The organism is Phnomibacter sp. (genome assembly GCF_036803085.1).
Lineage (GTDB): Bacteria > Bacteroidota > Bacteroidia > Chitinophagales > Chitinophagaceae > Phnomibacter.
Genome location: NZ_DAIRUZ010000003.1, coordinates 98321 through 123712, shown reverse-complemented (window position 1 = coordinate 123712; position 25392 = coordinate 98321). Strand labels below are relative to the sequence as shown.

The following is a 25392-nucleotide window of genomic DNA, read 5'->3' as shown; positions in this document are numbered from 1 at the left end:
TGGTGAAAAAGAATGCAAAAGTGTATTACAAACGTTCAATTACTCCCGCAATACCCTGACCACCACCCACACAGGCCGTTACCATGCTGTATTTTTTGTTGAGGCGTTTCAAATCGTGCAGGGTTTGAACGGTGAGCTTGGCACCGGTACAACCCAACGGATGGCCCAATGCAATGGCGCCACCATTAATATTCACGATATCAGGGTTCAATCCAACTTCCCGAATCACCGCCAGCGATTGCGATGCAAAGGCCTCATTCAATTCTACCAAATCAATATCGCCCAACTGCAAGCCTGCCTGCTGCAATGCCTTTGGAATAGCAGCTATAGGGCCAATGCCCATGAGCCTTGGTTCTACACCAGCTACGGCACAAGACACTATTCTGCCAATAGGAGTAAGGCTCAATTCTTTCACCATGCGTTCACTCATCACCACTACAAAAGCAGCACCATCGCTGGTTTGTGAGGCATTGCCTGCAGTCACTGTTCCATCAGCCGCAAATACTGGTTTCAGTTTGGCCAGTGCTTCCAGGTTGGTATCCGTGCGGGGGCCTTCGTCTGTATCTACCACGTACTTTTTGGTAGCACGTTTTCCTTTTTCGTTCAGGTACACTTCTTCTACAGTGATGGGCAGAATGCCTTCTTTAAAATAGCCGTTTTGAATTGCTGCAATGGCCTTCATGTGGCTGTTGTAGCTAAACTGGTCCTGATCTTCCCGGTTCACGTTGTATTCTTTGGCCACCGCTTCGGCAGTTAGGCCCATACTTAGGTAGTAGTCGGGTTCGGTGCTGGCAACGGTATAGTTGGGCACGGTTTTCCAACCGGCCGTAGGTACCAGGCTCATGCTTTCTACACCACCGGCCACAATGCATTCGGCCATACCACTTCTAATTTTGGCCGAGGCAATGGCAATGGTTTCCAAACCACTGGCGCAATAGCGGTTAACGGTCATGCCTGGCGCACCTACCCCTAAGGCTCTGGCGCTGATGATGCGGCCAATTTGCAAGCCCTGCTCCGCTTCTGGCACGGCATTACCCACAATTACATCATCCACCCGTTTGGGGTCGAGCTGTGGCAGGCTGGCCATCAGGCCTTTTATCACATCTACTGCTAAATCGTCGGGGCGAACAAATCGAAAACCGCCTCTTTTACTCTTGGCTACCGCTGTGCGGTATCCGGCTACTATGTAAGCGTCTTGCATAGGTGCATCGTTGTTTAAGATGGCTAAAATAACGAAAATAGTTGTTTATGCAACTAAATTATGATAACGATAATGAAGTAGCTCGTTCCCGTATTGTTCATCCGGTTTTCTCTATCAAAGTTTGATGATAGTAGGTTGAAAGCACTACATGCATCCGTGGGAATCAGTACTTCATCCGTGCAAATCCGCGTCCCCATATCAGTGTACTATCAAATCTGTGGCTATCTCCAACAACCCCAACAGATAGCATTATTTTCGCGGCATGTTTTACAAAGTCGTTCGCAACATCCTCTTTCTTTTTCCACCGGAAGCCGTGCACCATTTTGCCATGAACTGGCTGGGACGTATTTGCAGTATCAGTTGGCTAAAAAGGATGATGAAGAAAAAATACAGTTTCAACAATCCATCTTTGGCTACCACCGTGGCGGGCATTCCCTTTCCCAACAAAGTAGGCTTGGCGGCTGGTTTCGATAAAAATGCGAAGTACCTGAATGAGTTGGATGCATTGGGCTTTGGATTTGTAGAAATTGGCACGGTTACACCAAGGGCACAGGATGGCAACCCTCAGCCACGATTGTTTCGCCTGCCCGAAGACAAAGCGCTGATCAACCGCATGGGCTTTAATAACGAAGGTGCCGATGCCGCGGTGGAAAGGTTACAAGCCTGGCGGCATCGTTTTCCATTGTACCGCAAAGGAGGCAAGCCCGGCCAAATGATTGTTGGGGGCAACATTGGTAAAAACAAAACTACGCCCAACGAAAGTGCTTATCTCGACTACGACATTTGCTTTCGCAAATTGGCACCATACGTCGATTTTTTTGTGGTGAATGTTAGCAGCCCCAACACACCGGGCTTGCGGGCCCTGCAGGAAAAAGATGCGTTGCGTACCATTTTGGTACACCTGCAAAACCTGCGCAGTGACACCAATGAGCAGCTGCCCATCTTTTTGAAAATAGCCCCTGACCTAACCGATGAACAAATAGCCGATGTGGCCAGCCTGGCTGCCGAAATTAACCTCGATGGTATTGTGGCTACCAACACCACCATCAGCCGGGCCAACCTGGGTGATGCCGGTAAAATACGTGCCGGTGAAGCAGGCGATGGCGGTTTGAGTGGTGCCCCTGTACGTGTCCGTTCTACTGAGGTGGTTCGCTTGCTGCGCAGTCAGTTGCCGGCGCATATTCCCATCATTGCTTCGGGTGGAATTTTCACCGCAGCCGATGCCAAAGAAAAACTTGCAGCGGGTGCTCAACTGGTACAGGTATGGACGGGCTTTGTTTATGAAGGGCCGGCCATTGCCAAAAACATTTTGCAAGAATTATAACCGATTGCAAACACCTGATAGCTTTACCTAATTTTGCGGCTCTTACACTATGGAACATTTACTTACCTCAGAAGCCATTATCAGCTTCGTTATTCTGGTGATACTCGAAGTAGTACTCGGTATCGACAACGTGATTTTTGTGAGCCTCATCATGAACCGCTTGCCCGAATCGAAGCGGAAAAAGGCCCGTACTTACTGGATGATTTTTGGCATCATCAGTAGGAGTGCGTTACTGTTTGCACTCAGCTGGTTGCTGGAGCAAAAAGGCAAGGCCTTGTTTACCATCAACGGCAAAGGTTTTGATTTGGCCAGCATTGTGATGTTGTTTGGCGGTTTGTTTTTGATGTACAAATCGGTAAAAGAAATTCACCACAAACTGGAAGGGGAAGACCCGGCCATGACCACCGGAAAGGCTGCCACACTTGGCTTTGCACAAGCCATGGCGCAAATCGTACTCATCGACATGGTGTTTTCATTCGATAGTATTTTAACCGCCGGCGGTACGGCCAAGCATCTTGAAATTATGATTGCTGCTGTTGTGATAGCCATGCTGGTGATGTTCTTGTTCAGTCCAAAAATTTCGGGCTTCATTGCCAAGCATCCCACGTTGAAAATGTTGGCTCTTTCTTTCTTGGTCATGATTGGCTTGAGCCTGATTATAGAAGGATGGGATAGCGAAGCAGCGCATGAACTGCACATGAAAAACTACATCTACTTTGGTATGGCATTCAGTTTTGCTGTAGAACTGCTAAACATGGTGATGCGCAAAAAAATGGAAAAACAAAGAGTGGTGCGCCTGAATGTGCCTACGCTTACAGAGCCCAGCAAAGACTATAACGACATGGCTAAATAGCACGTATTTGTGCAACATGCCTTAGGGCAACAAACACAGCAGGCTGGCTCCCACCACGCCTGCTGTTTCTGTTCTCAGGCGGGTGTCGCCCAAGGATACGGCGGCAAAATTTTGTTGTACGGCCTGCACTATTTCAGCCTCGGTAAAATCACCTTCGGGACCAATCAGTAACAAACTGTCCGTCATGCCGGGCTTTACAGCGTGGGCCAGGTGATGCTTTTCAAAATCGGCGCAATGGGCTATCCATTTGCTGTGGTAATCAACCTCGCTGGCAGCTACCTGCTGCATCAATGCCTCATACGTGAGTGGCTGATGTAAAATGGGCAACCAGGCTTGCTGGCTTTGCAGCATGGCACTGATGCAAATGCTGTTGAGCCGTTCGTAGCGGAAATGCTCCCGAACAGTGCGGTGGCAGGTGATGGGAAAAATTTCGGTAACACCCATCTCAGTTGCTTTTTCCAAAAACCACTCCAGCCGGGCGGTGTTTTTTAGCGGCGAAATAGCCATGCCTACTTTACGATGTACCTGCCTTGGCTGCTGCTGCAATGCAAGCACGTTTACCACGCATTGTTTTTTGCCTAATGTTTGAATGGTCGCATTTCCTATAAGACCGGCACCATTGGTGAGAACCAACGCATCGCCTTCCCGCATCCGCAACACTTGTACATGTTTGGCGGCAGGTTCATCCAGCGCTACCGCTCCGGTTGTGCTAAGTGCAGGCAAATAAAACCATGGCGTTTCCATGCGGCAAAGGTAAGCGGCGCTTTGTGTTTGAAGATAAAGCGACGATGAGCCAAAAGAAAAAAGAGAAGCATTGACAACAATGCTTCTCTTTGTATTGAATCTTTTAATTGCTTATATCAGTTCTTCTTCGTCAAATCCATCATCAAAGTTTTGCATATCGTTCATGCGGCTGGGCTTTTCGATGAACAATGCAGCACCACTGCCGCCACCTGCTTCACCGCCACTCAGCTTTTTAAAGTTGCCGGCATTGCCAAATGGATTGCCGCCTTCTTCATCAAAGTCTTCAAACTTTTGAATGTGCAGCTTGCCTTGCAGCTTCACCATATCCAACTGTCCGTTACGGTGCTTGGCTATTTTTATAAGCGTTTCACCCTTGTTACTTTCGCCGTTTTCGTTTTGGTTGATTTCGTAATACTCGGGGCGGTACAAGAACATAACCATGTCGGCATCTTGTTCAATGGCACCCGATTCACGAAGATCACTCAGTTGTGGAATTTTGTTGCCTTCTTTCCGGCTTTCTACGGCACGGCTCAACTGGCTGAGTGCAATGATGGGTACACTCAATTCTTTGGCCAAACCCTTTAGTGAACGGGAGATGGTACTAATTTCCTGTTCACGGTTCATGTTGCGATTTTCGCTACCGCCGCTCATCAGCTGCAGGTAGTCGATGATGATCATGCCCACTTTGTGCTTGTTCACCATGCGTCGTGCCTTGGCCCGTAGTTCAAAAATGTTGAGGGCAGCGGTATCATCCAGGTAAATAGGTGCTTCGGTGAGGCGCTGAATGCCTTTGGTGTAGAGCTGTTGCATCTCATGGTCTTCGAGGTGACCACGAGAAATTTTTTCCATCGGCACTTCGCTTTCGGCACTCAGAATACGCTGTACCAGCTGGGCATTACTCATTTCCAAACTAAACAAACCCACAGGTGTAGGCCGCACCGGATGCAGGGCTGCATTGCGGGCAAGGTTAAGGGCAAACGCCGTTTTACCAACCGACGGACGGGCTGCCACAATAATGAGGTCGGTGGGCTGGAAGCCGTTGGTGATTTTATCGAGTTTGGTGAAGCCACTTGGCACACCAGAAATATCTTCTGTTTTGTTGCGCAGTTCTTCAATGCGGTTTACCGCCACGGCCAGCACATTGGTGATTTCTTCAAAGTTGCGCTTGGCAAAGCTGTTGCTCACTTCAAAGAGTTTGCCTTCAGCATCGTCCAGCAAGTCGAAGGCATCGCTGGTGTCTTCAAATGCATCGCTAATCACTTCGCCACTGATACGAATGAGCTCCCGCTGAATGAACTTTTGCACCAGAATTTTACAGTGCGTTTCTAAGTGGGCACTGCTCACTACCGCATTGGTAAGCTTTGTGATTTTGTAGGGACCATCCACCGCATCGAGTTCACCCCGGCGGCGCAGTTCTTCTACTACGGTCAGCAAGTCGATGGGCATGTTTTTTTGCTGCAGACCCATCATAGCGCTGTAAATGCGCTGGTGTTTGTAATCGTAAAAGACAGAAGGATTCACCAGTTCGCTGGCCACGTCGAAGGCGCTTTTTTCCAGCATAATGGCACCCAGCACGGCTTCTTCCAGCTCCAGTGCCTGCGGTGGTTTTCTCCCAAACAGCAGGTTGGTGTTGGCGGTTACATCGGGCGTGCCTTTGCCCGTCCGCCGTTTTTTATCTTTCCCGAGGTTCGTAATTTCCATGTGTTGTTTCTGTCCAAATGTTGTGTACCAATTACCCTTATTGTCCGTCCTTTTTCAACGTCTTACTTTGTGATGCCCGAGCCAAATTCAGAGGCCAAAAAGTCCACTCACCAATACCGTTGGGTATTCGTCAGAAGCGGAGAATGGCCACCGGTTGGCGTGGCTCGGCTACCTTGGTTGGGAAGTCGTTTTCCGTAAAAGGAAGTCGAAGGTAAAGGCAAAAAAACCATTCTAAAATGACCTCTTCACAAATATTTTATTCCATGCGATGTGCACAAGAAACCCGGGTTTATTCCAATAGTAGCTGGGTTTATACACAGCCACGGCGGGTATTTACACAAACTCAAGTATTTGTAAATGTGTTGTACACAATTGCTTGTGTGTAAATAAACCGCTGGTAAAAAGGGGTTTGTACCCTGTTTTTTACATCACAATTTGGACTTCAACAACTGTTGAAATGGCCTTTGTGTACACCACTAAACAGGCTGAAAATGCGGCTGATTTTTTGCCCTGCAAGCAGGCCCCACAGCCCGTATCTTTGCGGCCCAAGTTTTAATAGCAACATGACGATATCGTACAAATGGCTTTGTGAATACCTGCCCGTGGGCGAAAGCCTTCCGGCAGAATTGGTGGAACCCGAAAAGCTGTCGAAAATACTGACCGCCGTAGGGCTCGAAGTTGAAAGCCTCGACTATTATGAAAGCCTGAAAGGTGGTCTGAAAGGCGTAGTGATTGGTGAAGTGCTGACTTGTGCCAAGCATCCTGATGCCGATAAATTATCCATTACTACTGTAAGCATTGGCGAAGGCGAACCTTTGCAAATTGTGTGCGGTGCGCCCAATGTGGCCGCCGGCCAAAAAGTAGTGGTAGCTACCGTGGGCAGCACCATTTACCCCAGCACCGGCGAACCACTCACCATGAAGAAGGCCAAAATCAGGGGCGTGGAAAGCCACGGCATGATATGCGCTGAAGATGAAATTGGTATGGGCAGCAGCCACGCCGGTATTTTGGTGCTGGATGAAAAGGCCGTGCCCGGTACTCCGGCTGCGGAGTATTTCCAACTGTATACAGACTGGATTTATGAAATAGGCCTTACGCCCAACCGCATGGATGCCATGAGCCACCTGGGTGTAGCCAAAGATGTGTGTGCTTACCTGAGCCACCACCACAAAAAACATATCGCTGTAAAAACGCCGCTGAAAAACAATTCTCTGAAAGCTTCAGAAACAGTAAAACTGCCTATTGAAGTGGTGATTGAAAATACAGAAGCCTGTCAGCGCTATGCTGGTGTAAGCATTGCTGGTGTTACGGTAAAAGAAAGTCCTGATTGGCTGAAGGACAAACTCAAGAGCATTGGTTTGCGACCCATCAACAATATAGTGGACGTTACGAATTTTATTTTGCACGAAACGGGTCAGCCCCTGCATGCTTTTGATGCCGACAAAATTGCCGGTGGCAAAGTGCTGGTGAAAAACCTGCCCGAAGGAACGCCGTTTGTAACCCTCGATGAAAAAGAACGCAAACTAAACGAAGCCGACCTGATGATTTGCAACGCCAACAGCGAAGGCATGTGCATTGGCGGTGTGTTTGGCGGTTTGCATAGTGGCGTGAGCGATACTACTACCAACATCTTTTTGGAAAGTGCCTGGTTTCATCCGGTGAGCATTCGCAAAACCTCGTTTCGTCATGGCTTGCGTACCGATGCTGCCACCCGTTTTGAGAAAGGTGTAGACATCAGCAATACGGTAGCCGTGCTCAAGCGGGCTGCCGCTTTGATACTGGAAACCGGCGGTGGCGAAATAGCCAGCGATGTGGTGGATGTGTATCCCAACCCTAAAGAGAAAAAGCAGGTAGCGATTAAATATCACTACCTCAAAAAACTCAGTGGTAAAAATTATCACCCCGATGCGGTGAAGCAAATACTGGAAGCACTCGGTTTTGAATTTATCAAAGAAGGGCAGGATGATTTGTGGTTTGCTGTGCCTTTCAGCAAGCCCGATATTTCTTTGCCTGCCGATATTGTAGAAGAAATCATGCGGATAGATGGCTACGACAACGTAGAAATTCCGGCGGTGATTTCGATGGCGCCATCCAACGACCTGATGGGTCCCGAAGAAGCCCTGAAAGAAAAAGTAGCCAACTATCTGGTAGGCTTGGGTTTCAACGAAATGCTCACCAACAGCATTACCAACAGCAAATACTATACAGCAGAAGTTGTGGCCGGCGGGGTAAAAATGCTGAACAACCTGAGTGCCGATTTGGATATGCTGCGGCCATCGATGATGGAAACTGGTTTGGAAAGCATTCTCAACAACCTCAACCGCAAAAACAACCAACTGCAGCTGTTTGAATTTGGTAAAACCTATCACAGTGCAGGCGTGGGCAACTACAGCGAAAAACGCATGCTCACGTTGTTTGTAACCGGCGAAGCCACCAATGCACATTGGCGCAGCACCGGTGCTCCTAAAGATTTGTTTTACCTAAAAGCAGCTGTGGCCAATCTGCTCAGCATTATTGGTTTGCAAGGTGTGCAACTCATTCCCTACAGCAGCGATGAACTCAATGGATTGGAAGTGTTGCTGAATGGTAAGCAAAGCATTGGTGTAGTTGGTTTCATTGGCAACGCCAAGCTGCGTCGCTTCGATATTAAGCAGCCGGTGCTGATGGCCAACCTCAACTGGGATAGCATTTTGACTGCTGCTTTGCAGCAAAAAGTGTCGTACAAAGAGCTGGCCAAGTATCCTGCAGTAGAAAGGGACCTGGCACTGGTGCTGGACAAAGCCGTGAGCTTTGCACAAATAGAAGCAGCGGTACTACAAATAAAACTGCCCCGCTTGCAAAGCATGCGCCTGTTTGATGTATTTGAAAGCGACAAACTGGGTGCCGGCAAAAAATCGCTGGCCATCAAGTTTGTGTTTCAGGATGCCGAAAAAACGCTGACCGACAGCGATGTGGAAAGCATGGTAGGCAAACTGATGAAGACATTTGAAAAAGAACTGCAGGCCGAAATCAGAAAGTAATCCACCATGTGCAGCCCGTCGCTGTAAGCTACGGGCTGCACAATATCTTTACAGCGCATTATCTTCATTGCCATGCCACAAGATGCCACCGCCTATTTTCAGCAACTCTCCGGTAAACTGCAGCAACTCGGCCGCATGCAGGAGCAATTGCTGAAAGACAACGAAAAGCTTCGCCAGGAAGCGGCTGCCCTGCGGGAAGCTGCCAAGGCATCGCAGGAAGAAATAGCCGGCCTGAAAGAACAGGTGGCCATTTTGCAAACAGCCACCGGCCATTTGGACGAAGCCAGCCGCAAGGATTTTGAAAAACGCATCAATCAGTATCTCCGCGATATTGACAAAGTGATAGCCCATTTGAACACCGCTTAAGCATTGCCCTGTGAGTGAACTCATTCCCATCACCATTACCGTAGGCGACCGTAGCTACCGCATCAAAGTAGAGCCGGAGCATGAAGAGTCTGTTCGCAAAACAGCCCGCTTTATTCACGATAAAGTGCAGGAGTTCAAACAACAGTTTGCCGGCAAAGACATGCAGGATTATGTGTCGATGGCACTGATCTGGTTTGCTACCCAAAATGCCCAGCAGGTGCAGGGCCAGCTGCTGTCGCAGGAATTGGAAGAGGGCTTCAACCGGCTGGATGCCATGCTGGATAAGCAGATTGCTGCACTTGGTGCTGATGGGAATCAGTAGTTTTTCTTCTCGATTTTGCTTTGATTTCGAATAGCGATTTTCTCGAAAAGCAGCAGAATATTAATCGTGTCTGTTTGTGCATTGCTACATACAGAAGACTATACTGCGAAAATCATTGCTTCATCAATACAATCTTTCAGTGTAAATTCGGGTAAACAGAATACGAATCATTATGTCTGCAACAAACACATCTACAATATCTGCGGTTCAGCAGCTTTTTGAACTGGTCAAACAATTACCTCAAAAAGAAAAGCAGCAACTCACTGATTTATTGCTGGAGGAACACGACAGTATTGAAATTCCTGAAGCTCAAAAACAGTTTGTTCGCAGTAGCATTCTGCAACACAAGAAACATCCTGAATTATTATTAACTGAGGAAAAAGCATGGAGCATGATTGACCAAAACCAGCCGAATGAGTCGCTTTAAAATTGTGTACACACAGGATGCAGTGAATCACATTTTACATATAGCTGAATGGTATAACCAACAACGAATTGGATTAGGAAGTAGATTTTTGGGCAACCTTAAGAAAGAAATGACTGCAGTAAAGAAAAACCCATTTACCCGTTCCTTACGCTACGATCAGGTAAGGTTTGCTGTCGTTAAAAAGTTTCCCTACGCAGCACATTATACCATAGAAAATAACAGCATCATTATTCATGCGGTTTTTGGCTTTAAAGAAAACCCAGATAAATGGAGAGACTGGTGATGAATATGAAAGATTCATGTCCTACGGACCTAGGCGTATGATCAAGAAGAATTGGTACGTTTATACCATCTCAACTTAAAGTTTCGAGTTTTTTACTTTAAAGCTGAAAGCTAAAAAATGAGCCCACTTCAATCTTGCAAGAATGAATTCGGAATAATTCTTAAGCCATTAGGGTATAAGCAGCAGGGTAAAAGTTGGTATTCCCTAAATGAAAACGGAGTGATAAAAACAATAAGTTACAAAATAAGTAGCGTAGCTGCGGATGAATTTCTATTCAGTATAAATTATAATATTAGTTTCAACAGAGTTCATCAATTAGTTAATAACCGTCCTTATGACTTAAGGAGAAATCTTGAAATCGGGCTGATAAAATCTTCATTGAATCCGCTTAGACAAAAGAAGTCATTTGATTTTTTGCCGAACACTCCCATAAGTCGTTTAATTGAATATACACATCACAGAATAGCAGACGAGGCAATTCCCTTTCTTTCAAAATTTGAAACTGGCGAACAAATAGCTCTTTTTTTGGAGGAGAATTTGGAGAAATTCATGAAGTCAGACACTATTCTTGTTTTAAATTTAGCTGCTTTGCATATTCTCTTAGGAAATAAGGTACGAGCTGCTGAATTAGCAAAAAAGGTAATAGCTGAATCAAAAGTTCCCTTTGTATTTGCTGAAGATTTTTTAGATAGAATTTTTTAATCTCCGTCGAAGCAGGTGTTAACAAAGAAAAGTATCAGGGCTAAGAATAAATTGGTAATGGGCAAATTCATAAGCTAATGTGCCAGCAACGATAACCTCCAATGGAATACCTGAAACAGTTAAAAAATTCTTCCCTCAATCCTGCCACCGGACAATAATCCGTTTCCTTCTTCGTTTTTCAATGTTTCACCATGCTTCGGTACGGTTATTGTACTGTTGTGTGTCCACTACCTTATCCCCGCTATTTTTTGAAACTTGAAAAACTGAAGCATGCGTTTATTGCTTGCATTGTTTCTCGGTATTGTTTTGTACTCCGGCGTAATGGCTGGTACAAATGGCAACAGCCGCGAAACGCTGGATAAAGAGGCTCAACTTTATAAAATGCCGGTGGCTTACATCAAAGCGGCTACCGAGCTGTACCAGCAGTTGCAGCTGCAGCAAAAGGGTTTGGAAAAAGACATTTTTGTAAAAGCCTACAAAGGCTACCTGCACCTACAGGCACAGGGTTTGGTGCACAATGCCGACATGCTCAGCATTGCCGATTTCAGCCAGAGCAATCAGAACAAACGACTCTACATTATCAACCTGCGTACCCGCAGCCTCATGATGCATACCTACGTATCGCATGGGCGCAACAGCGGTAACGTGATGGCTACCTCGTTCAGCAACGTCAACAATTCCAACAAAAGCGTACTTGGCTTTTTGCTTACCGCCGATACCTATGTGGGTGCCAATGGTTTGTCGCTGCGGTTCAGGGGTATGGAAAGAGGCATCAACGACATGGTAACCACCCGGGCCATTGTGGTGCATGGCAGCAAGTTTGTGAATGAACAGGAGCTGGCCCGCCGCGGCGAAATGGTGAACAGTTTGGGTTGCCCTGCTGTACCCATGGCACAAAGCAAAGCCATTATTGAAGCCATCAAAGGGGGCAGCGTATATTTCATTTACCACCCCGATGAAATGTATGCCAACCGGTCGCCCATATTGAATACACCACTGCAAACCACGCTGCTGCCCATGCTGGCCAGTCAGCCTGTTGCCGATTCGCTTACGCCACCCAATAGCAACGCCATTACCCGAAATAATTAACCGAGAATCCTATAAACTTTTGCCGGCCTGCACTCAGGCCGGTTTTTTTATACAATGAAGTAAGCCGCCACCTGGCAAATGCCGCCAGCTAAGTAGCCGGCATATATTTCACCCGGCTCATGTGCACGGCGAATAAGGCGGGATGTACCCACCAAACCAGCCAGCAATGCCACCGGTGCCAAGGCGCCCAGTGGCCAATTGGGGTCGGCCGCCGTTTGTATAATGAAGAAAGACAGTGCTCCGCCTGCCGCCAATGTGTGCAGGCTTATTTTCATAAAAATATTGACGAACATGGCAGCGCTGCTGGTGAGAAACACACCCAGCAACCACTGGTGTACCGCCTGTGGAATCACCTCCCAGTTGCGGCTTACATAAAAGGCCCAGAAGTAAAAGAAGATGCAGGACACCAGGGGAATGATGCGGTCCCGCTGGCTTTCGAGGTAAATGCTGGGAATAAACTTGAGTCGCCAGATGAGGAATACAAATAAACCGGGGTACAACACCGTGTTGATGAAGCTCATGGCCGCTATGCGCAGCCTGATGGGCTCATCGGTGAGTAGCACATTTACCGGGTGGCGGTACAGCACAAACAGCACTACCATAAACGGAATGAATAGCGGGTGCAGCAAGTAAGAAACAACTTGTGCCAGCATGCTCAGCCACTTGGGCTGTGCGGGCATGGTAGATGGAGTAACAGAGGCTATAGTTGTTGTCATACTGCGGTGCCGGTTAGAGTTCTTTGCGCAGCCTTGCCACGGGTACATTCAATTGTTCGCGGTATTTGGCTACGGTTCGGCGTGCAATGTTATAACCTTTTTCTTTCAGCATATCCGTCAGCTGATCATCGCTGAGCGGTTTGCGTTTGTCTTCGCTTTCCACCAAATCGCTCAAAATCTTTTTTACCTCACGGGTGCTTACTTCTTCACCACTGTCAGTACTCAGGCTTTCGCTAAAGAAAAACTTGAGGCGGTAGGTGCCAAATTCTGTTTGTACAAACTTGCTGTTGGCCACCCGGCTCACGGTAGAAATATCGAGGCCGGTTACTTCGGCTACGTCTTTCAAAATCATGGGGCGGAGTGTGGTTTCATCGCCCGTCAGGAAAAATTCCTGCTGGTGCATCATGATGGCATACATGCTGTTGTACAGCGTTTCGTGCCGTTGTTTAATGATATCAATGAACCACTTGGCAGCATCAATTTTTTGCTTGATGAACATCACGGCATCTTTCTGCTGTTTGTTCTTTTTGCTGCCCCGTTCGTACTCCCGCAGCATATCGCGGTAGTCGCTGCTGATGCGCAACTCCGGCGCATTGCGGTTGTTGAGCGTCAGCTCCAGTTTGCCGTTGATGTTTTCAATAAAAAAGTCGGGGATGACGTAGGTTTCTGCCTTGTTGATGGTGGATACCACGCCGCCGGGTTTGGGGTTGAGCCGAATCAGCTGGTTCATTACTTCCCGCAGTTTGGCTTCGTCTATACCCAGGCCCCGCTGTATTTTTTCGTAGTGCTTTTTGGTAAATTCTTCGAAGTAGTCTTTCACGGCATTCAGTGCCAGTTGTACATCTTTGCCTTCGCTGCGCAGCCGTTGCAATTGCAGCAGCAGGCACTCCTGCAGGTTGCGGGCACCTACACCGGTGGGGTCAAACAGCTGTTGAATCTGGCTCAGCAACAGCTCCACTTCTTCATCGCTGGTTTGCACATTTTGCCGAAAGGCGAGGTCATCTACAATGGAGGCAATTTCGCGGCGGAGATAACCGTCTTCATCTATGCTACCCACAATTTGTTCGGCCACTTTGAGGCGGCGTTCGTCCAGCTCCAGCATGGCCAGTTGGCCAACCAGCAGATCATGCAGGTTATTTTCAACTTTAATGGGCGTGGGTGTTATTTCCTCGCCTTCACCGTAGTTGATGTCTCTTGTCTGGTAGTCGGGAATATCGTCTTCCGGATCCCATTCGGGTTGGTCTACGGAGCCAAACTCCGCCATGTCGGGGCCATCATCGGCCATGCCAGCATCTTCGGCAACTGTGTCGGCCGGCTCGTATTCAAAATCGTCGATGGAGTCTTGGTTGCTGAGGTCTGTATCTTCCTGCCCGTCGTGTTCTTCGCCCATTTCCAGCGCCGGGTTTTCTTCAATTTCTTCTTTGATGCGTTCCTCCAAATTGGCGGTCGGTATTTGCAGCAATTTCATGAGCTGAATTTGCTGGGGCAACAGTTTGAGTTGTTGTTTTTGAACCTGTCTTAAACCTTGTCCGAATGCCATCTGTTATCTTTACACGCTATTGATTGCGGTAAATTTACAGGCTCCCATGCAAGTTTGTTCAATGAGGCGGGTGTTTTTTACCATTTTGGCATCATTATTGCTGAAAGGGACGGCTGCGCAGCTAACCAACAATCATTTTTTACAAGAATCGCTGCGCAAAAAACCGGTGCTGTCGGCCATATCCAGCATGGCAATGCCGGCGCAACCACCACTGTCGAACTCGCAACGACCAGCCTTAAGACCGCATAGCATCAGCCCCGATTTTTATGCCCGCTACATGGCATGGACCTGCAGGCAGGAGCTGAAAATGCAACAGGCCATTAAGCTGCCGCTGTACCTGCGGTTGGGCAACCTTGACCATGTCAATCGCCTGGAAGGCAAGCTGCCTTAGGCTTCTTCGTCGAAGTATACTTTGTAAAAATGCTTGCCGGTTACTTCATCGTAGCCACGTTCTATCAGGTCGCGGCGACCATGAATGTAGATGTGAAAATTCTTGTCGAGTTTCAGCACACTCTTGAACACTTTGCTCTGCTTTTTTACTGCTGCCAGATGAATGTCGAATTCATCTTCAAACTGCACATGCCGGGCTTTTTCGTAGTTGTCTTTAAACTCCTGAAACTGATCCATCATTTCCGGCACTGCTATCACTTCTTGTGTAAACTGCTGCATGACGAAGTGCTCGTTTTCTTTAAAGTAATCGAGGCTGCGGTGCATGATGTCTATCTGTTGACCTTTGGTAATGTCGAACTGTGCGGGCAACGCTTCAGTTACAAACTGCTTACACATGCTTAGCACTTCGTTGGTATGGTGGTAGTTGTCGGCCACTGGTGTCAGCTGCAAAAAATCGGTGAGCCAATATTGAGCATCCTGTTGCTTGTTGGTGTTATCAATAATGCAAACACGATAGCCGTCTGCTTCTGCCGTTTTAAAAATCAAACACGCTTTATCGGGCTTTTGCATGTTCAATCCTTCTTCAGCCACAATCTCCAGGGTTTTGCCGTGCTGTAGTAGCTTCAAAAAAGTATTCTTGCTTTCGCTTTTTACCAATATGAGAGCTTCAACCTCTTCGCCTTCAAAAGGAACCTGTTGCAGGTGTACAATATAGAGTTCGCCTTCTTTAATACGGGCATGCGTACTCACCTGATACAGCAGTTGGGCTATGTGGCGGCTCTCCGGTATAAAAGTACTCTGGTCATGAAAAATGTGTTTGCAATACGTGTACACTTCATTGAGGCCGAGGCTGCTGTGGTGGGTAAACTTGTATTGCTCATGCTCATTGAAATGCTGCAGAAAATATTTCACCAACAGCTGGCGCACCAGCTCATCGTTGAGGGTGAGTTTGTTTTCGCTGAGGGTGAGTTTTTCACCCCGGGCCATGTTGCCCACTTTGTGCACAATGGCCTGATGTATATAAATGCTGTCGGTTGCGTTCATAGTGCGGCGAAGATAACAGCTGCGGGTGCATTCGCCTGCAGGCTCTCGCAGCGCAATCATACAAAGGGCCGATATTTAGGAAAGACGCTTGCTGGCCTGCAAATAAATACTCCTCATTCCCCTAACTTTCAGACATGTTTTTCAATCTCTTTCAAAAGAAAAAGCCTGTACCCACTTTTCGGGAATTGGTATGGATAGATACTTCCGCCAAGTGGAAGGGTATGATTTCGCTGCTGCTCAATAATCAGGAGGTTGTTATGGCAGCTTGGTTTCCAGAGACAATCAGCTTATTGAAACAACAACTTGAACTAACCGGTATGCGGGCAGATGTATTGGATGCACGGCATGTGAGGCAGAGCTTGGTTTCCGGTAAAACTTTAATACTTGCCGAGCATTATCCGCTTCGCTCCAAAGAAACACCGCTTCTGGAAATGGATGCAGCAGCAGTAATCGTATGCAGCGCATTAGATGAACCGTTCTTCTTGCACTTTGGGGGTGAGCGAATATTGGAACTGATGAAAAAATTGGGCGTTAATGCCGATGAAATAATTGAGCACAATATGATCAGGCAATCCATTAAACGTGCACAGGATAATTTGGAAGAAAAAGTATTGTTAGATAACAGCGCTGCATCTGCCGCTGCCTGGTTTCAAAAGAATGTTCCTGCAAGCTGAAAACCACGGGCATTTCGAAAAATCTTTAAAAAAACCAAGTTCACCAAACAGCTTACATTGCTTCAAAATCTTCGCTGCTATGTCATCTTCCCGTCGTCATTTTTTGCAATCTTCCGCTGTGCTGTCAGCAGGCATTTTGCTGCATCCTCAATCATTGTTTGCCGCTCCTGCTATAGATAAGGTGCGACTCGGTTTTATTGGTGTGGGCCTCCGCGGTCAAAACCATTTAGACCTGGCCTTGCGCCGCTCCGATGTGCACGTTGTTTCTATTTGTGATATTGATGAAGGTATGCTGGCCACAAGCCTGAAAATGGTGAAAGACAGCGGCAAGCCCGAACCAAAAGTGTACAAAGGCGATGTGTATGCCTACCGCAAATTGCTGGAGGCAAAAGACATTGATGCCATCATCATTTCTACTCCATGGGAGTGGCACAAACCCATGATTATTGATGCTTTGGAAAGAGGTATTAAATATGTGGGTACCGAAGTGATGCTGGGCATTACACTGCAAGACCACTGGGATGTAGTGAAAGCCTGCGAAAAGCACAAGGCACAGGTAATGCAACTCGAAAACGTGTGCTATCGCCGCGATGTAATGGCCGTGATGAATATGGTGCGTCAGGGTGTGTTTGGCGAAATCATTCACCTGCAGGGCGGCTACCAGCACGACCTGCGGGGTGTAAAATTCAACGACGGAAAAACGCCGTACGACAGCGGTGCCGAGTTTGGTGAAAAAGGTTACAGCGAAGCCAAATGGCGTACGCAACACAGCGTAGACCGCAATGGCGATTTGTATCCCACACATGGCATCGGACCCGTGGCCATGATGATTGACATCAACCGCGGCAACCGCTTCACAAAGCTAAGCTCGTTTGCCAGCAAGGCCCGTGGCCTGCACGACTATGTGGTGAAGAAAGGTGGTGCTGATCACCCCAATGCCAAAGTGCAGTTTAAACTGGGTGATGTAGTGACGACACAAATTGGTTGCGCCAATGGTGAAACCATTTTGCTGCAACACGATACCAACCTGCCACGTCCGTATTCATTGGGCTTCAGGGTGCAGGGCACCAAGGGCTTGTGGATGGACATTAACAAGAGCATACACATTGAAGGCATCAGCAAGCCACACCAGTGGGAAGCCGCCAAAGAATGGTTGGATAAATACGACCATCCGCTTTGGAAAAAGTACGGTAATGATGCACAAGGAGCGGGCCACGGCGGTATGGATTTCTTTGTGGTGCATGCCTTTATTGAAAGTGTAAAACGACAGACCGTTACGCCGCAGGATGTATACGATGCTGCTGCATGGAGTGCCATTACGCCGCTGTCAGAAATATCTGTGGCCGAAGGCAAAACGGTTGACTTTCCTGATTTTACCAATGGCAAATGGAAAAACAGAAAGAATACGTTTGCCATTGACGACACCTATTGATGGTACATCACATGATTTTTATTTTCAAAAAATGATGATAACATAGCCCACGGTTTCAACCGTGGGTTTTAAATAGGCAATAACACAAGTTGTCCGTTGCGACGGATTTAAACCTGCTTTCGATGCAAGAAGTAAAATCAATTTGTACGGCATTTGGCATTAGCCCAACAGCAATAACCCCAATTACTCAGGGGCTGATTAATCAAACCTACAAAGTAACAGATGCCGGTGGTGATGCGTTTATAGTGCAGCAAATCAATACCCGCATTTTTCAACAGCCGCAGCAGGTGCAGCAAAACTTTGTACAGCTGCGGGCTGTATTGAAACACTACTACCGCATGCCCGAATTGATACCTACTGCACAAAATGAATTGATGCATACGCATGGCAATGAAGCGTGGCGCTGTTTTACATACCTGCAAGATAGTTACACGCCAACTGGAGCCATCTCCGAAGAGCTGGCTTACACTACGGCAAATTGTTTTGGCGAATACACTCGTGTCCTCAGTGCAGCTTCTCCCAAACTGCATACTATTTTACCACGGTTTCATGATGTATCGTTAAGAGCGGAACAATTGCTACAGGCAAAAGCCGGTGCTACACCAGAGCGGTTGAAGCTGGCGGCCAGATGTCTGAACGAATTAGATAACTACGATGAACTGCTGAAGCGATACAAATATTGGGCGGCGCATCCGCAGTATTTTTCGCAGCGCATTTTGCATCACGATGCCAAACCCAGCAATATCTTATTCAATAACAAAACGCAAAGTGTTTTGTGTCCCATTGATTTGGATACAACGCAAACAGGTTTATGCTTCAGCGATTTGGGCGACATGATACGCAGCATGGTGCCCAGTCATGAAGAAAATGATGTTTGCTTTGCAGACATCGAAGTCCGGCAATCATTTTTGCAAGCCCTTACAGAAGGCTATATGGACGCCACTCATACCCTGTGGACTGCTCAAGAAAAGGAAGCCTTGGCTTACAGTGGTAAAATGCTGTTGTATATGCAGGCCATGCGTTTTTTGGCCGACTTTCTCAACAACGATATTTATTATCAGACGAAGTACGAGCTGCACAATCTGGATCGTACAATTAATCAGTTGACTGTATTGCGTCAGCTATAATTGGGGTAAAAGAAAAGCCCCACCAAAAGTGAGGGCTTTTATAGTACACGTTGTTTTTAGTTACTCAATGCCTTCTAAAGCTTTCGTTATGGCTGCCAGCATTTTCTCTCCCTTCTCTTTCAGTTGTTCTTCTGTCCAGCTCAGGCTGATAGCCGTGCTGATGCAACGGCTCATAATACCATCGCTGACAGGGAAACTTGTTTCAGCCAGTTTGTCGAGAGCTTCTTTTTGCAATGGATTCATATTGTTGAGCGTAGCACCAAACTTCAGGTGATCCCACTTGCGGATGTAATGCCAGTTGTTATTGTACCAGTAAAAATTACCAGCGAGAATACCTTGTGCTTTCAGTTCATCCACCACGGCTTGTGTTTGCTCGGCAGATGGCAAAAACCAGCTGAGGAATGAGGCGTTGTCGCCCTCAGGATCAGGAATAACCCGGAAACTAATGCCCGGAACCTGCTCGAGGTAGCTGCGCAATGTTTTATTGTTGCGGCGCTGGATGGCCAGTATCTGGTCGAGCTTGCGAATTTGCGCCAAACCCACAGCTGCATTCAGTTCGCTGATGCGGAAGTTGTAGCCGATAAACGGATGCAAATCGGCACCACGGTCTACACCTTTATGATCGTGGCCATGGTCGGTATAGCCATCGCATTTTTCATAGATGTCTTCATCGTTAGTCATTACCACGCCGCCTTCGCCGCAGGTAATGGTTTTTACATAGTCGAAGCTAAATGTACCGGCATGACCAATGGTGCCCAGTTTTTGACCTTTGTACGTACCGCCAATACTCTGGCAGGCATCTTCCAGCAACAGCAGGTTGTTGGCCTTGCAAATGGCTTTGAGCTCACTCATGTGGGCCATGCTGCCACACATGTGTACGGGCATTATACATTTGGTGCGTGGCGTAATGGCTGCTTTTACCGCTGCCGGATCCAGTGTCAGGCTTTCATCAATATCAACCAAAACAGGAATGGCACCAACGCTCAGGACAGCCTCAAAGCTGGCTACAAACGTAAAACTCGGCATAATCACTTCGTCGCCATAGCCAATGCCTAAAGCACTCATGGCAGTGGTAAGCGCTGCCGTGCCACTGCTGGTAAGCTGGGCATGCTTGCAACCAAAAGTCTGGCAAATGGCTGTTTCCAGTTCAACTGCTTTCCACATGCCTTTACGGGGCCCATCGAAGCCGTAGCGCATCAGCACACCGGTTTCCAGTACATCATTTACTTCTTTGCGTTCTTCGGCGCCCCACAGTTCAAAACCAGGCATATATTCAAATTTTTCTTGGCTATAAAAGAATGCTTTAATCAAGAACCCAAATCATTTCGGGAAAATTGCGAGCAGCAAAATTAGGCCTTAACTATAGCATAATAATGCTCAGAATTCTCTTAAAGTACCACCTTATTTACCAGCAGGCTTTTTGGGTAGCCAAGGCATGGGCGGTGTTGGCACTTGCACTTTGTAATAGTTATTTCTCAAACTATCGTTCCAGCCGTTGGGGTTGTTGTTGAAGCTCTTGCTACTGAAATATACCTGACCCTGAATATTGGGCGTAGTTCTGGACAGCTGAATTTGCCGGGGCAATTGAGTTTTGTCTTTCCAGGCAGTATTGCTATTGGCCCGGTAAGGAGCCAGGCCAATATAGCAATGGCGGCCAAAACTGTTTTTACTCCACCAATCTATCAAGGTGGTGTAGTCAGCTTTATCGTGACCAATTTCCCAATACAGTTGAGGTACAACATAATCAATCCAGCCTTTGCGCAGCCAAAGCAAAATGTCGGCATACAAGTCATCATAGTTGGTTTGGCCGGCTTGCGTGTTGCTGCCGTTGGGGTCTTGGCTTTTGTTGCGCCACACACCAAAGGGGCTGATGCCAAATTTTACCCATTGTTTTTCTTGCCGGATTACTTTGTGCAGTTTCACAATAATGCTGTCTACATTGCTGCGGCGCCATTGGTCTTTACTCATGCCTTTGCCATATTGCTGAAAGGTTTTGGCATCGGGAAACTCTTTGCCAGGAATACGGTAAGGATAGAAGTAATCGTCGAAATGAACGCCGTCTACATCGTAGCGTTTTACCAGGTCGCGGATGATATCGGTCAGATAGTTTTGTACCTCGGGCAGGCCGGGGTTATAGTAGCGTTTTACAACGGTCGCATCGCCATAATCTACAAACCACTCCGGGTGAACTTTGGTAGGATGGTTTGACGCTACACTGCTGCGGGCAATATTGAACACAGCACGATAGGGGTTGAGCCATGCATGAAACTCCATGCCCCGTTTGTGGGTTTCTTCAATCATAAACTGCAGCGGATCGTAATAGGGTGATGGTGCCTGCCCTTGCTTGCCGGTGAGGTACTCACTCCATGGCTCGTAGGGGTTGGGGTAAAAAGCATCTGCCACCGGACGAATCTGCATCACGATCGCATTCATGCCATTGCGGCGATGCATGTCCAAAATATTGATGAATTCCCTTTTTTGTTCTTCGGTACTTAGCCCTTTTTTGCTGGGCCAGTCAATGTTTTCTACAGTGGCTATCCATGCGGCTCTAAACTCTGGTTGCTGTGCAAAACCTTGGCTGCAAAATGCACACACAGCCAGCATCAGGCTGCATGCTAATCGAATCATCTTCATGTAAGTGTTGCTGTTTGCAGCGAAGATAGGCGAACAAAAAAGGCTTCCCGTGAAGGAAACCTTTGACTTTAACAATCTTGTGCGTGGTGATGATTACATCACAGCTCTCAGAAAGGGAACTTCTTGCTGGGCATCTGCCGACCGCAATTTGTCGAGCAATTGACTCAGCAATCCGATTTCATTTTCATCGAGACTGCTCAGTATGCCGTCCATCTTGTGTTCATGGTCGTCTACTTCTGCCAAAAGAGAAAGGCCTTTTTCTGAAATAACTACATCTACCAAACGCTTGTCGTGCAGCGACACTGATTTTTGTACCAGACCTTTTAAGACCAAACGGTCTACAATGCGGCTGGTGTCACTCATTTTGTCTAACATTCTGTCTCGAATCTGCATGGTGCTCAAAGGTTCTTCGGCACTACGAAGAATACGTAAAATGTTGTACTGCTGATTGGTTAGGTTGAAATGATCTAGAAGGTCCTTCATTTTCTCCATTACCCAGTTATGGGTAAGGATAATGTTCATCATGGCCTTCTGACAATCATTCCTGTAGGTTTGTTGACGCAAAGCGTACTCAATGCCCATAGGTCACTGTTTAAGGGTTACAAAAGGGGGTGTTTAGGGGGCGTTTGAGTAACGAAGGTAGCCAATGCATCTTAGAATTTCTGCATATACGATGAACAAACTTTGATTATTTGGTATTTTTTTAAAAAACCAATCATTGTTTGAACAGTTTTTGAAGAAATCAACGGTTAAACGATAAAAATTCGCTATTTCTCCCAAACTTTTAGGCCTTCGCTACAATTGGCACAAATGTCAATGTTTTTGCGGCTGGTCATCAGCTCTTTTCTGAATTGGCGATAGTTGTCGTTTTGCCAAACCTGCCGGAAGGACTGCATTTTCAAATTGCCCAACTGGTGCATAGCATCTTTATCAAAACAACAGGGTACTACCAGGCCATCCCAGGTGATGACATTGCCGCTCCACAGCCGCCAGCAATGGTTTTGCAGGCCGCTTTTGATTTCCATTTGGCCCTGGCTGTTTTTGCGGTAGCGGCTGTATTTGTCAATCGTGGGAATGAGTTGGTTGGGGTCAGTTTCGTAGTCGTACACCTGAGCGGTTTTAAACCGTACCTGGTCTACTCCAATCTCTTTGGCCAGTTGTTTGATGTCGGCTATCTGATGCTCATTGGGCTTTACCACCAAAAACTGGAAGAACACAAACGGCGTCTTGCTGTTGAGGGCTTTTTTCCATTGTACAATGTTGCGGGCCCCTGCCAGCACCTTCTCCAATTTGCCACCCACCCGGTAGCTTTCGTACACATCTTGCGTGGTTCCGTCTATGCTAATGATGAGGCGGTCGAGGCCACTTTCTACTGTTTGGCGGGCTTTTTCATCGGTGAGGTAGTGGGCATTGGTGCTGGTGGCTGTGTAAATGCCCTTGCTGTGGGCATATTGCACCATATCTAAAAAATGCGGATTGAGGTAAGGTTCGCCTTGGAAATAGAAAATGAGGTACAGCAGCTCAGGGGCAATGTCATCAATGGTTTGGCGGAAAAAATCTTGCTGCAGCATGCCTGTGGGCCGCGAAAACTCCCGCAACCCGCTGGGGCACTCAGGGCAGCGCAGGTTGCAACTGGTGGTAGGCTCAAACGAAATAGAAACAGGCAATCCCCATTGTACAGGTTTGCCGGATATTTTACTCAGCTGGTAGCTGCACCACACTTTGGCGACATTCCATACCCTTTTGAGTGTTAGCTTCGATACCAGGTTAATACTATCGTTCCAGTTGATATACATGGGGTTGCAAAATACGGTAGCAATCCTGTTTATATGCATTCTCCGGTTTTCGATTCCACAAATCGGAAGTAGACAGCTTGCTAAAATTGAACTAAATGCAGCATTGATAATGGTGGTGCAAGCAGGCGGGTTATTTTCGCTGCACACTCTTTGGGTACCCATGGCCAAAAAAAGAAATGGTTTATTCTTCCGGTTTTCCGTCATCGTCCTGTTGTTCATAGGCGGCTTGCTGGGCGTATTTGTTTGGCAGCAGTTCAACAGGGCGTGGAGCAGTTGGCAGCATCGGGATGATCCGGACAATACATTTACCCTCTATGCCGGTTTTGGTATTTGGCTGCCTAATCAATACAGCGTTCATGGTATAGATGTAAGCAGGTATCAAAAAAGAATCAACTGGTCGCTGGTAAGCAAAATGAAAGATGCCGGGGTGCAGTTGCAGTTTGCGTTTATAAAAGCAACAGAAGGCTCCGACATGCTGGATGAGCAATTTCTCCGGAATTGGAAAAGGGCAAGGCAGCATGGCATGCTCCGCGGTGCGTATCATTTTTTCAGAGAAAGTTCTGGCGGCCATGAGCAGGCGCTATTTTTTATTAAAAATGTACCTCTCGAACCTGGCGACTTAGCCCCCGTGCTGGATGTGGAAACATACACCGGAAATAATGTGGATGTGTTTTTGACAGAGATTGAAGTGTGGCTAAAACTGGTGGAAGATCACTACGGGGCGAAACCCATTTTGTACAGCAACGCCGCTTTTTATAATCAATACCTGCACGATAGGTTTGCAGATTATCCTTTGTGGGTGGCGCATTACCAAAACCGGCTGCAACCTAGAGTAGACAGAGATTGGCAGTTTTGGCAGCACAGCGAAACAGGAAAGGTAAACGGGATACGTAGTAAAGTGGATTTTAATGTATTCAATGGCAGCATGGAAGAGCTGAAAGCTCATTGTATTCCGTTAAAAAAGCGCTGAATGTGTCACCGTGATGTAAAACACCGCTTTGAAAATTGGCCGACCCGGCAGGCTGATTTTTCTTTGCAGCAGTATTTCATTTAACACTGTATTTTTATATAAAGCCTGCTTGATATGCTGCACAAAATTGTTCTTGCCTCGGGGCTCTTGAGCATGTCGCTTGTTGCCAGTGCCCAACACCATTCCGGTCAGTTTATTTCGCTGTTCTCAGAAGAAGTGGTGCTGCACCATTCTTCTTATTCCACCCAGCAAGATGTAAAGCCAACAGCAGCGGTAATGCCGGTGGCTGCATTAAATCAAAAAAAACTACAGCTGCCCGCTACTTTGGTACAGCAGGTAGCCCGCTGGAAAAAAGAACCCTTTGGCAGGCATGCTACCATTGTTACAGGATGGTACAGTAATGGGCAAAAAGCAGTAACAGTTACCCTGCGCCAACAGCAAATGAATGGCAACTGGCAAACCTGGTACAGCAACGGGCAGCACAGAGATAGCGGCCGACTCATCAATAATTTACCCGATGGAGTGTGGAAGTTGTGGCATCCCAACGGGCAGTTGAGAAGTATACGGCATTACAATGCCCAGAAATATGAAATGATGCAAGTGGCACTGCGTCAGCAAAATCCGAAACTCACTTTTCATCCGTTGGCCATGCAATCGCATAAGCAGCCCGAAGTTTTTCAGCGGCATACCCGTACATCGGCTGTACTGCCTGTAATGGTGGGCGAAACTACTGCTCCTGAATTGCCTTTTGCCGCAGGACTGCCACACGGCGTGGTAGCCGATTATAATCAACAGGGAGCGTCACTCATTGCCGGTCATTATCACCAGGGCCTCAAAGAAGGTTTTTGGCAGTATTACAATGAAGACGGACTAATGGCCAGTGGTTACTACTGGCAGGGCCAGCGCCACGGTGCATGGAAAATATTTGGCCACGGTGGTAAATTGCGCATGATGCAGGAGTACCAACATGGCAAACTTGTCTTTAGCAAGAAATACAAATAACCATCTCATCCGGTAGTCACTGCAGCACAATGCTA

25 protein-coding genes are annotated in these 25392 nt (G+C 47.2%); 15 read left to right on the top strand and 10 right to left on the bottom strand.

Annotated elements, in window-relative coordinates:
• Window positions 1–25 precede the first annotated feature (25 nt).
• The gene (locus V7Q13_RS07595; RefSeq protein WP_333800081.1) at window positions 26–1201 is read right to left on the bottom strand and encodes a thiolase family protein; all 1176 of its coding nucleotides are present in this window, start codon (window positions 1199–1201) and stop codon (window positions 26–28) included.
• A gap of 262 nt (window positions 1202–1463) precedes the next feature.
• On the opposite strand from V7Q13_RS07595, the gene V7Q13_RS07590 reads away from it, so the two are divergent.
• Both V7Q13_RS07590 and V7Q13_RS07585 read left to right on the top strand, forming a co-directional pair.
• Complete coding sequence (locus V7Q13_RS07590; protein ID WP_333800080.1) at window positions 1464–2525, top strand: quinone-dependent dihydroorotate dehydrogenase; 1062 nt, start codon at window positions 1464–1466, stop codon at window positions 2523–2525.
• 49 nt (window positions 2526–2574) lie between these two features.
• A complete protein-coding gene (locus V7Q13_RS07585) occupies window positions 2575–3378 on the top strand; it encodes a TerC family protein (RefSeq protein WP_333800079.1) in 804 nt (267 codons plus the stop codon).
• A gap of 21 nt (window positions 3379–3399) precedes the next feature.
• Here V7Q13_RS07585 and V7Q13_RS07580 read toward each other — a convergent pair whose 3' ends face one another.
• The gene (locus V7Q13_RS07580; RefSeq protein ID WP_333800078.1) at window positions 3400–4122 is read right to left on the bottom strand and encodes an RsmE family RNA methyltransferase; all 723 of its coding nucleotides are present in this window, start codon (window positions 4120–4122) and stop codon (window positions 3400–3402) included.
• Window positions 4123–4233: 111 nt separating this feature from the next.
• Window positions 4234–5823 (bottom strand): replicative DNA helicase, encoded by a 1590-nt coding sequence (dnaB, locus tag V7Q13_RS07575; RefSeq protein ID WP_333800077.1) that lies wholly within the window; start codon window positions 5821–5823, stop codon window positions 4234–4236.
• A gap of 563 nt (window positions 5824–6386) precedes the next feature.
• On the opposite strand from dnaB, the gene pheT reads away from it, so the two are divergent.
• The 7 genes from pheT to V7Q13_RS07540 all read left to right on the top strand — a co-directional run bounded on the left by pheT (window position 6387) and on the right by V7Q13_RS07540 (window position 12032).
• Entirely contained in the window at window positions 6387–8843 is a 2457-nt protein-coding gene (gene pheT, locus V7Q13_RS07570) for a phenylalanine--tRNA ligase subunit beta (protein ID WP_333800076.1), read from the top strand.
• 72 nt (window positions 8844–8915) lie between these two features.
• Window positions 8916–9209: a hypothetical protein gene (locus tag V7Q13_RS07565; RefSeq protein WP_157476186.1), complete on the top strand. Its 294-nt coding sequence runs from the start codon at window positions 8916–8918 to the stop codon at window positions 9207–9209.
• A gap of 10 nt (window positions 9210–9219) precedes the next feature.
• A complete protein-coding gene (locus V7Q13_RS07560) occupies window positions 9220–9531 on the top strand; it encodes a cell division protein ZapA (protein ID WP_333800075.1) in 312 nt (103 codons plus the stop codon).
• 172 nt (window positions 9532–9703) lie between these two features.
• Entirely contained in the window at window positions 9704–9958 is a 255-nt protein-coding gene (locus V7Q13_RS07555; RefSeq protein WP_333800074.1) for a hypothetical protein, read from the top strand.
• A complete protein-coding gene (locus V7Q13_RS07550; RefSeq protein ID WP_333800073.1) occupies window positions 9945–10241 on the top strand; it encodes a hypothetical protein in 297 nt (98 codons plus the stop codon). Before V7Q13_RS07555 ends, V7Q13_RS07550 begins: the two co-directional genes overlap by 14 nt.
• Window positions 10242–10358: 117 nt before the next feature.
• Window positions 10359–10943: a hypothetical protein gene (locus V7Q13_RS07545; RefSeq protein ID WP_333800072.1), complete on the top strand. Its 585-nt coding sequence runs from the start codon at window positions 10359–10361 to the stop codon at window positions 10941–10943.
• A gap of 270 nt (window positions 10944–11213) precedes the next feature.
• Window positions 11214–12032 carry a murein L,D-transpeptidase catalytic domain family protein gene (locus tag V7Q13_RS07540; protein WP_333800071.1) on the top strand — a complete coding sequence of 273 codons (819 nt, stop codon included), beginning with the start codon at window positions 11214–11216 and terminating at the stop codon, window positions 12030–12032.
• A gap of 47 nt (window positions 12033–12079) precedes the next feature.
• Here the strand turns inward: V7Q13_RS07540 and V7Q13_RS07535 are convergent, their stop codons facing one another.
• Together V7Q13_RS07535 and rpoN are read right to left on the bottom strand one after the other, a co-directional pair.
• Window positions 12080–12748, bottom strand: coding sequence for a hypothetical protein (locus V7Q13_RS07535; RefSeq protein ID WP_333800070.1), 669 nt, complete (start codon window positions 12746–12748; stop codon window positions 12080–12082).
• Window positions 12749–12761: 13 nt separating this feature from the next.
• Window positions 12762–14288: an RNA polymerase factor sigma-54 gene (rpoN, locus tag V7Q13_RS07530; protein ID WP_333800069.1), complete on the bottom strand. Its 1527-nt coding sequence runs from the start codon at window positions 14286–14288 to the stop codon at window positions 12762–12764.
• A gap of 46 nt (window positions 14289–14334) precedes the next feature.
• Between rpoN and V7Q13_RS07525 the strand changes: the two genes are divergently transcribed.
• Complete coding sequence (locus V7Q13_RS07525) at window positions 14335–14679, top strand: hypothetical protein (RefSeq protein WP_333800068.1); 345 nt, start codon at window positions 14335–14337, stop codon at window positions 14677–14679.
• Here the strand turns inward: V7Q13_RS07525 and V7Q13_RS07520 are convergent.
• Window positions 14676–15722 (bottom strand): nucleoid-associated protein, encoded by a 1047-nt coding sequence (locus V7Q13_RS07520; RefSeq protein ID WP_333800067.1) that lies wholly within the window; start codon window positions 15720–15722, stop codon window positions 14676–14678. The two genes, V7Q13_RS07525 and V7Q13_RS07520, sit on opposite strands and share 4 nt — an antisense overlap.
• A 134-nt stretch (window positions 15723–15856) precedes the next feature.
• On the opposite strand from V7Q13_RS07520, the gene V7Q13_RS07515 reads away from it, so the two are divergent.
• The 3 genes from V7Q13_RS07515 (at window position 15857) to V7Q13_RS07505 (ending at window position 18955) form a co-directional block, all read left to right on the top strand.
• Window positions 15857–16396, top strand: a complete 540-nt coding sequence (locus V7Q13_RS07515; protein ID WP_333800066.1) for a hypothetical protein — start codon at window positions 15857–15859, stop codon at window positions 16394–16396.
• Between the two features lie 79 nt (window positions 16397–16475).
• Window positions 16476–17828 (top strand): Gfo/Idh/MocA family protein, encoded by a 1353-nt coding sequence (locus V7Q13_RS07510; RefSeq protein WP_333800065.1) that lies wholly within the window; start codon window positions 16476–16478, stop codon window positions 17826–17828.
• A 122-nt stretch (window positions 17829–17950) separates the two neighbouring features.
• A complete protein-coding gene (locus V7Q13_RS07505) occupies window positions 17951–18955 on the top strand; it encodes a phosphotransferase enzyme family protein (RefSeq protein WP_333800064.1) in 1005 nt (334 codons plus the stop codon).
• Window positions 18956–19015: 60 nt separating this feature from the next.
• Here the strand turns inward: V7Q13_RS07505 and V7Q13_RS07500 are convergent, their stop codons facing one another.
• From V7Q13_RS07500 to V7Q13_RS07485, 4 genes are all read right to left on the bottom strand, one after another.
• Window positions 19016–20224, bottom strand: coding sequence for a DegT/DnrJ/EryC1/StrS family aminotransferase (locus V7Q13_RS07500; protein WP_333800063.1), 1209 nt, complete (start codon window positions 20222–20224; stop codon window positions 19016–19018).
• A 132-nt stretch (window positions 20225–20356) separates the two neighbouring features.
• Window positions 20357–21583, bottom strand: a complete 1227-nt coding sequence (locus V7Q13_RS07495) for a glycoside hydrolase family 10 protein (RefSeq protein WP_333800062.1) — start codon at window positions 21581–21583, stop codon at window positions 20357–20359.
• A 99-nt stretch (window positions 21584–21682) separates the two neighbouring features.
• Window positions 21683–22171, bottom strand: a complete 489-nt coding sequence (locus V7Q13_RS07490) for a MarR family winged helix-turn-helix transcriptional regulator (protein WP_333800061.1) — start codon at window positions 22169–22171, stop codon at window positions 21683–21685.
• Window positions 22172–22356: 185 nt separating this feature from the next.
• Window positions 22357–23424: a radical SAM/SPASM domain-containing protein gene (locus V7Q13_RS07485; protein ID WP_333800060.1), complete on the bottom strand. Its 1068-nt coding sequence runs from the start codon at window positions 23422–23424 to the stop codon at window positions 22357–22359.
• Between the two features lie 121 nt (window positions 23425–23545).
• Between V7Q13_RS07485 and V7Q13_RS07480 the strand changes: the two genes are divergently transcribed.
• Together V7Q13_RS07480 and V7Q13_RS07475 are read left to right on the top strand one after the other, a co-directional pair.
• Complete coding sequence (locus V7Q13_RS07480; protein WP_333800059.1) at window positions 23546–24355, top strand: glycoside hydrolase family 25 protein; 810 nt, start codon at window positions 23546–23548, stop codon at window positions 24353–24355.
• Between the two features lie 114 nt (window positions 24356–24469).
• Entirely contained in the window at window positions 24470–25357 is an 888-nt protein-coding gene (locus V7Q13_RS07475; RefSeq protein WP_333800058.1) for a toxin-antitoxin system YwqK family antitoxin, read from the top strand.
• The last annotated feature ends 35 nt before the right edge of the window (window positions 25358–25392 follow it).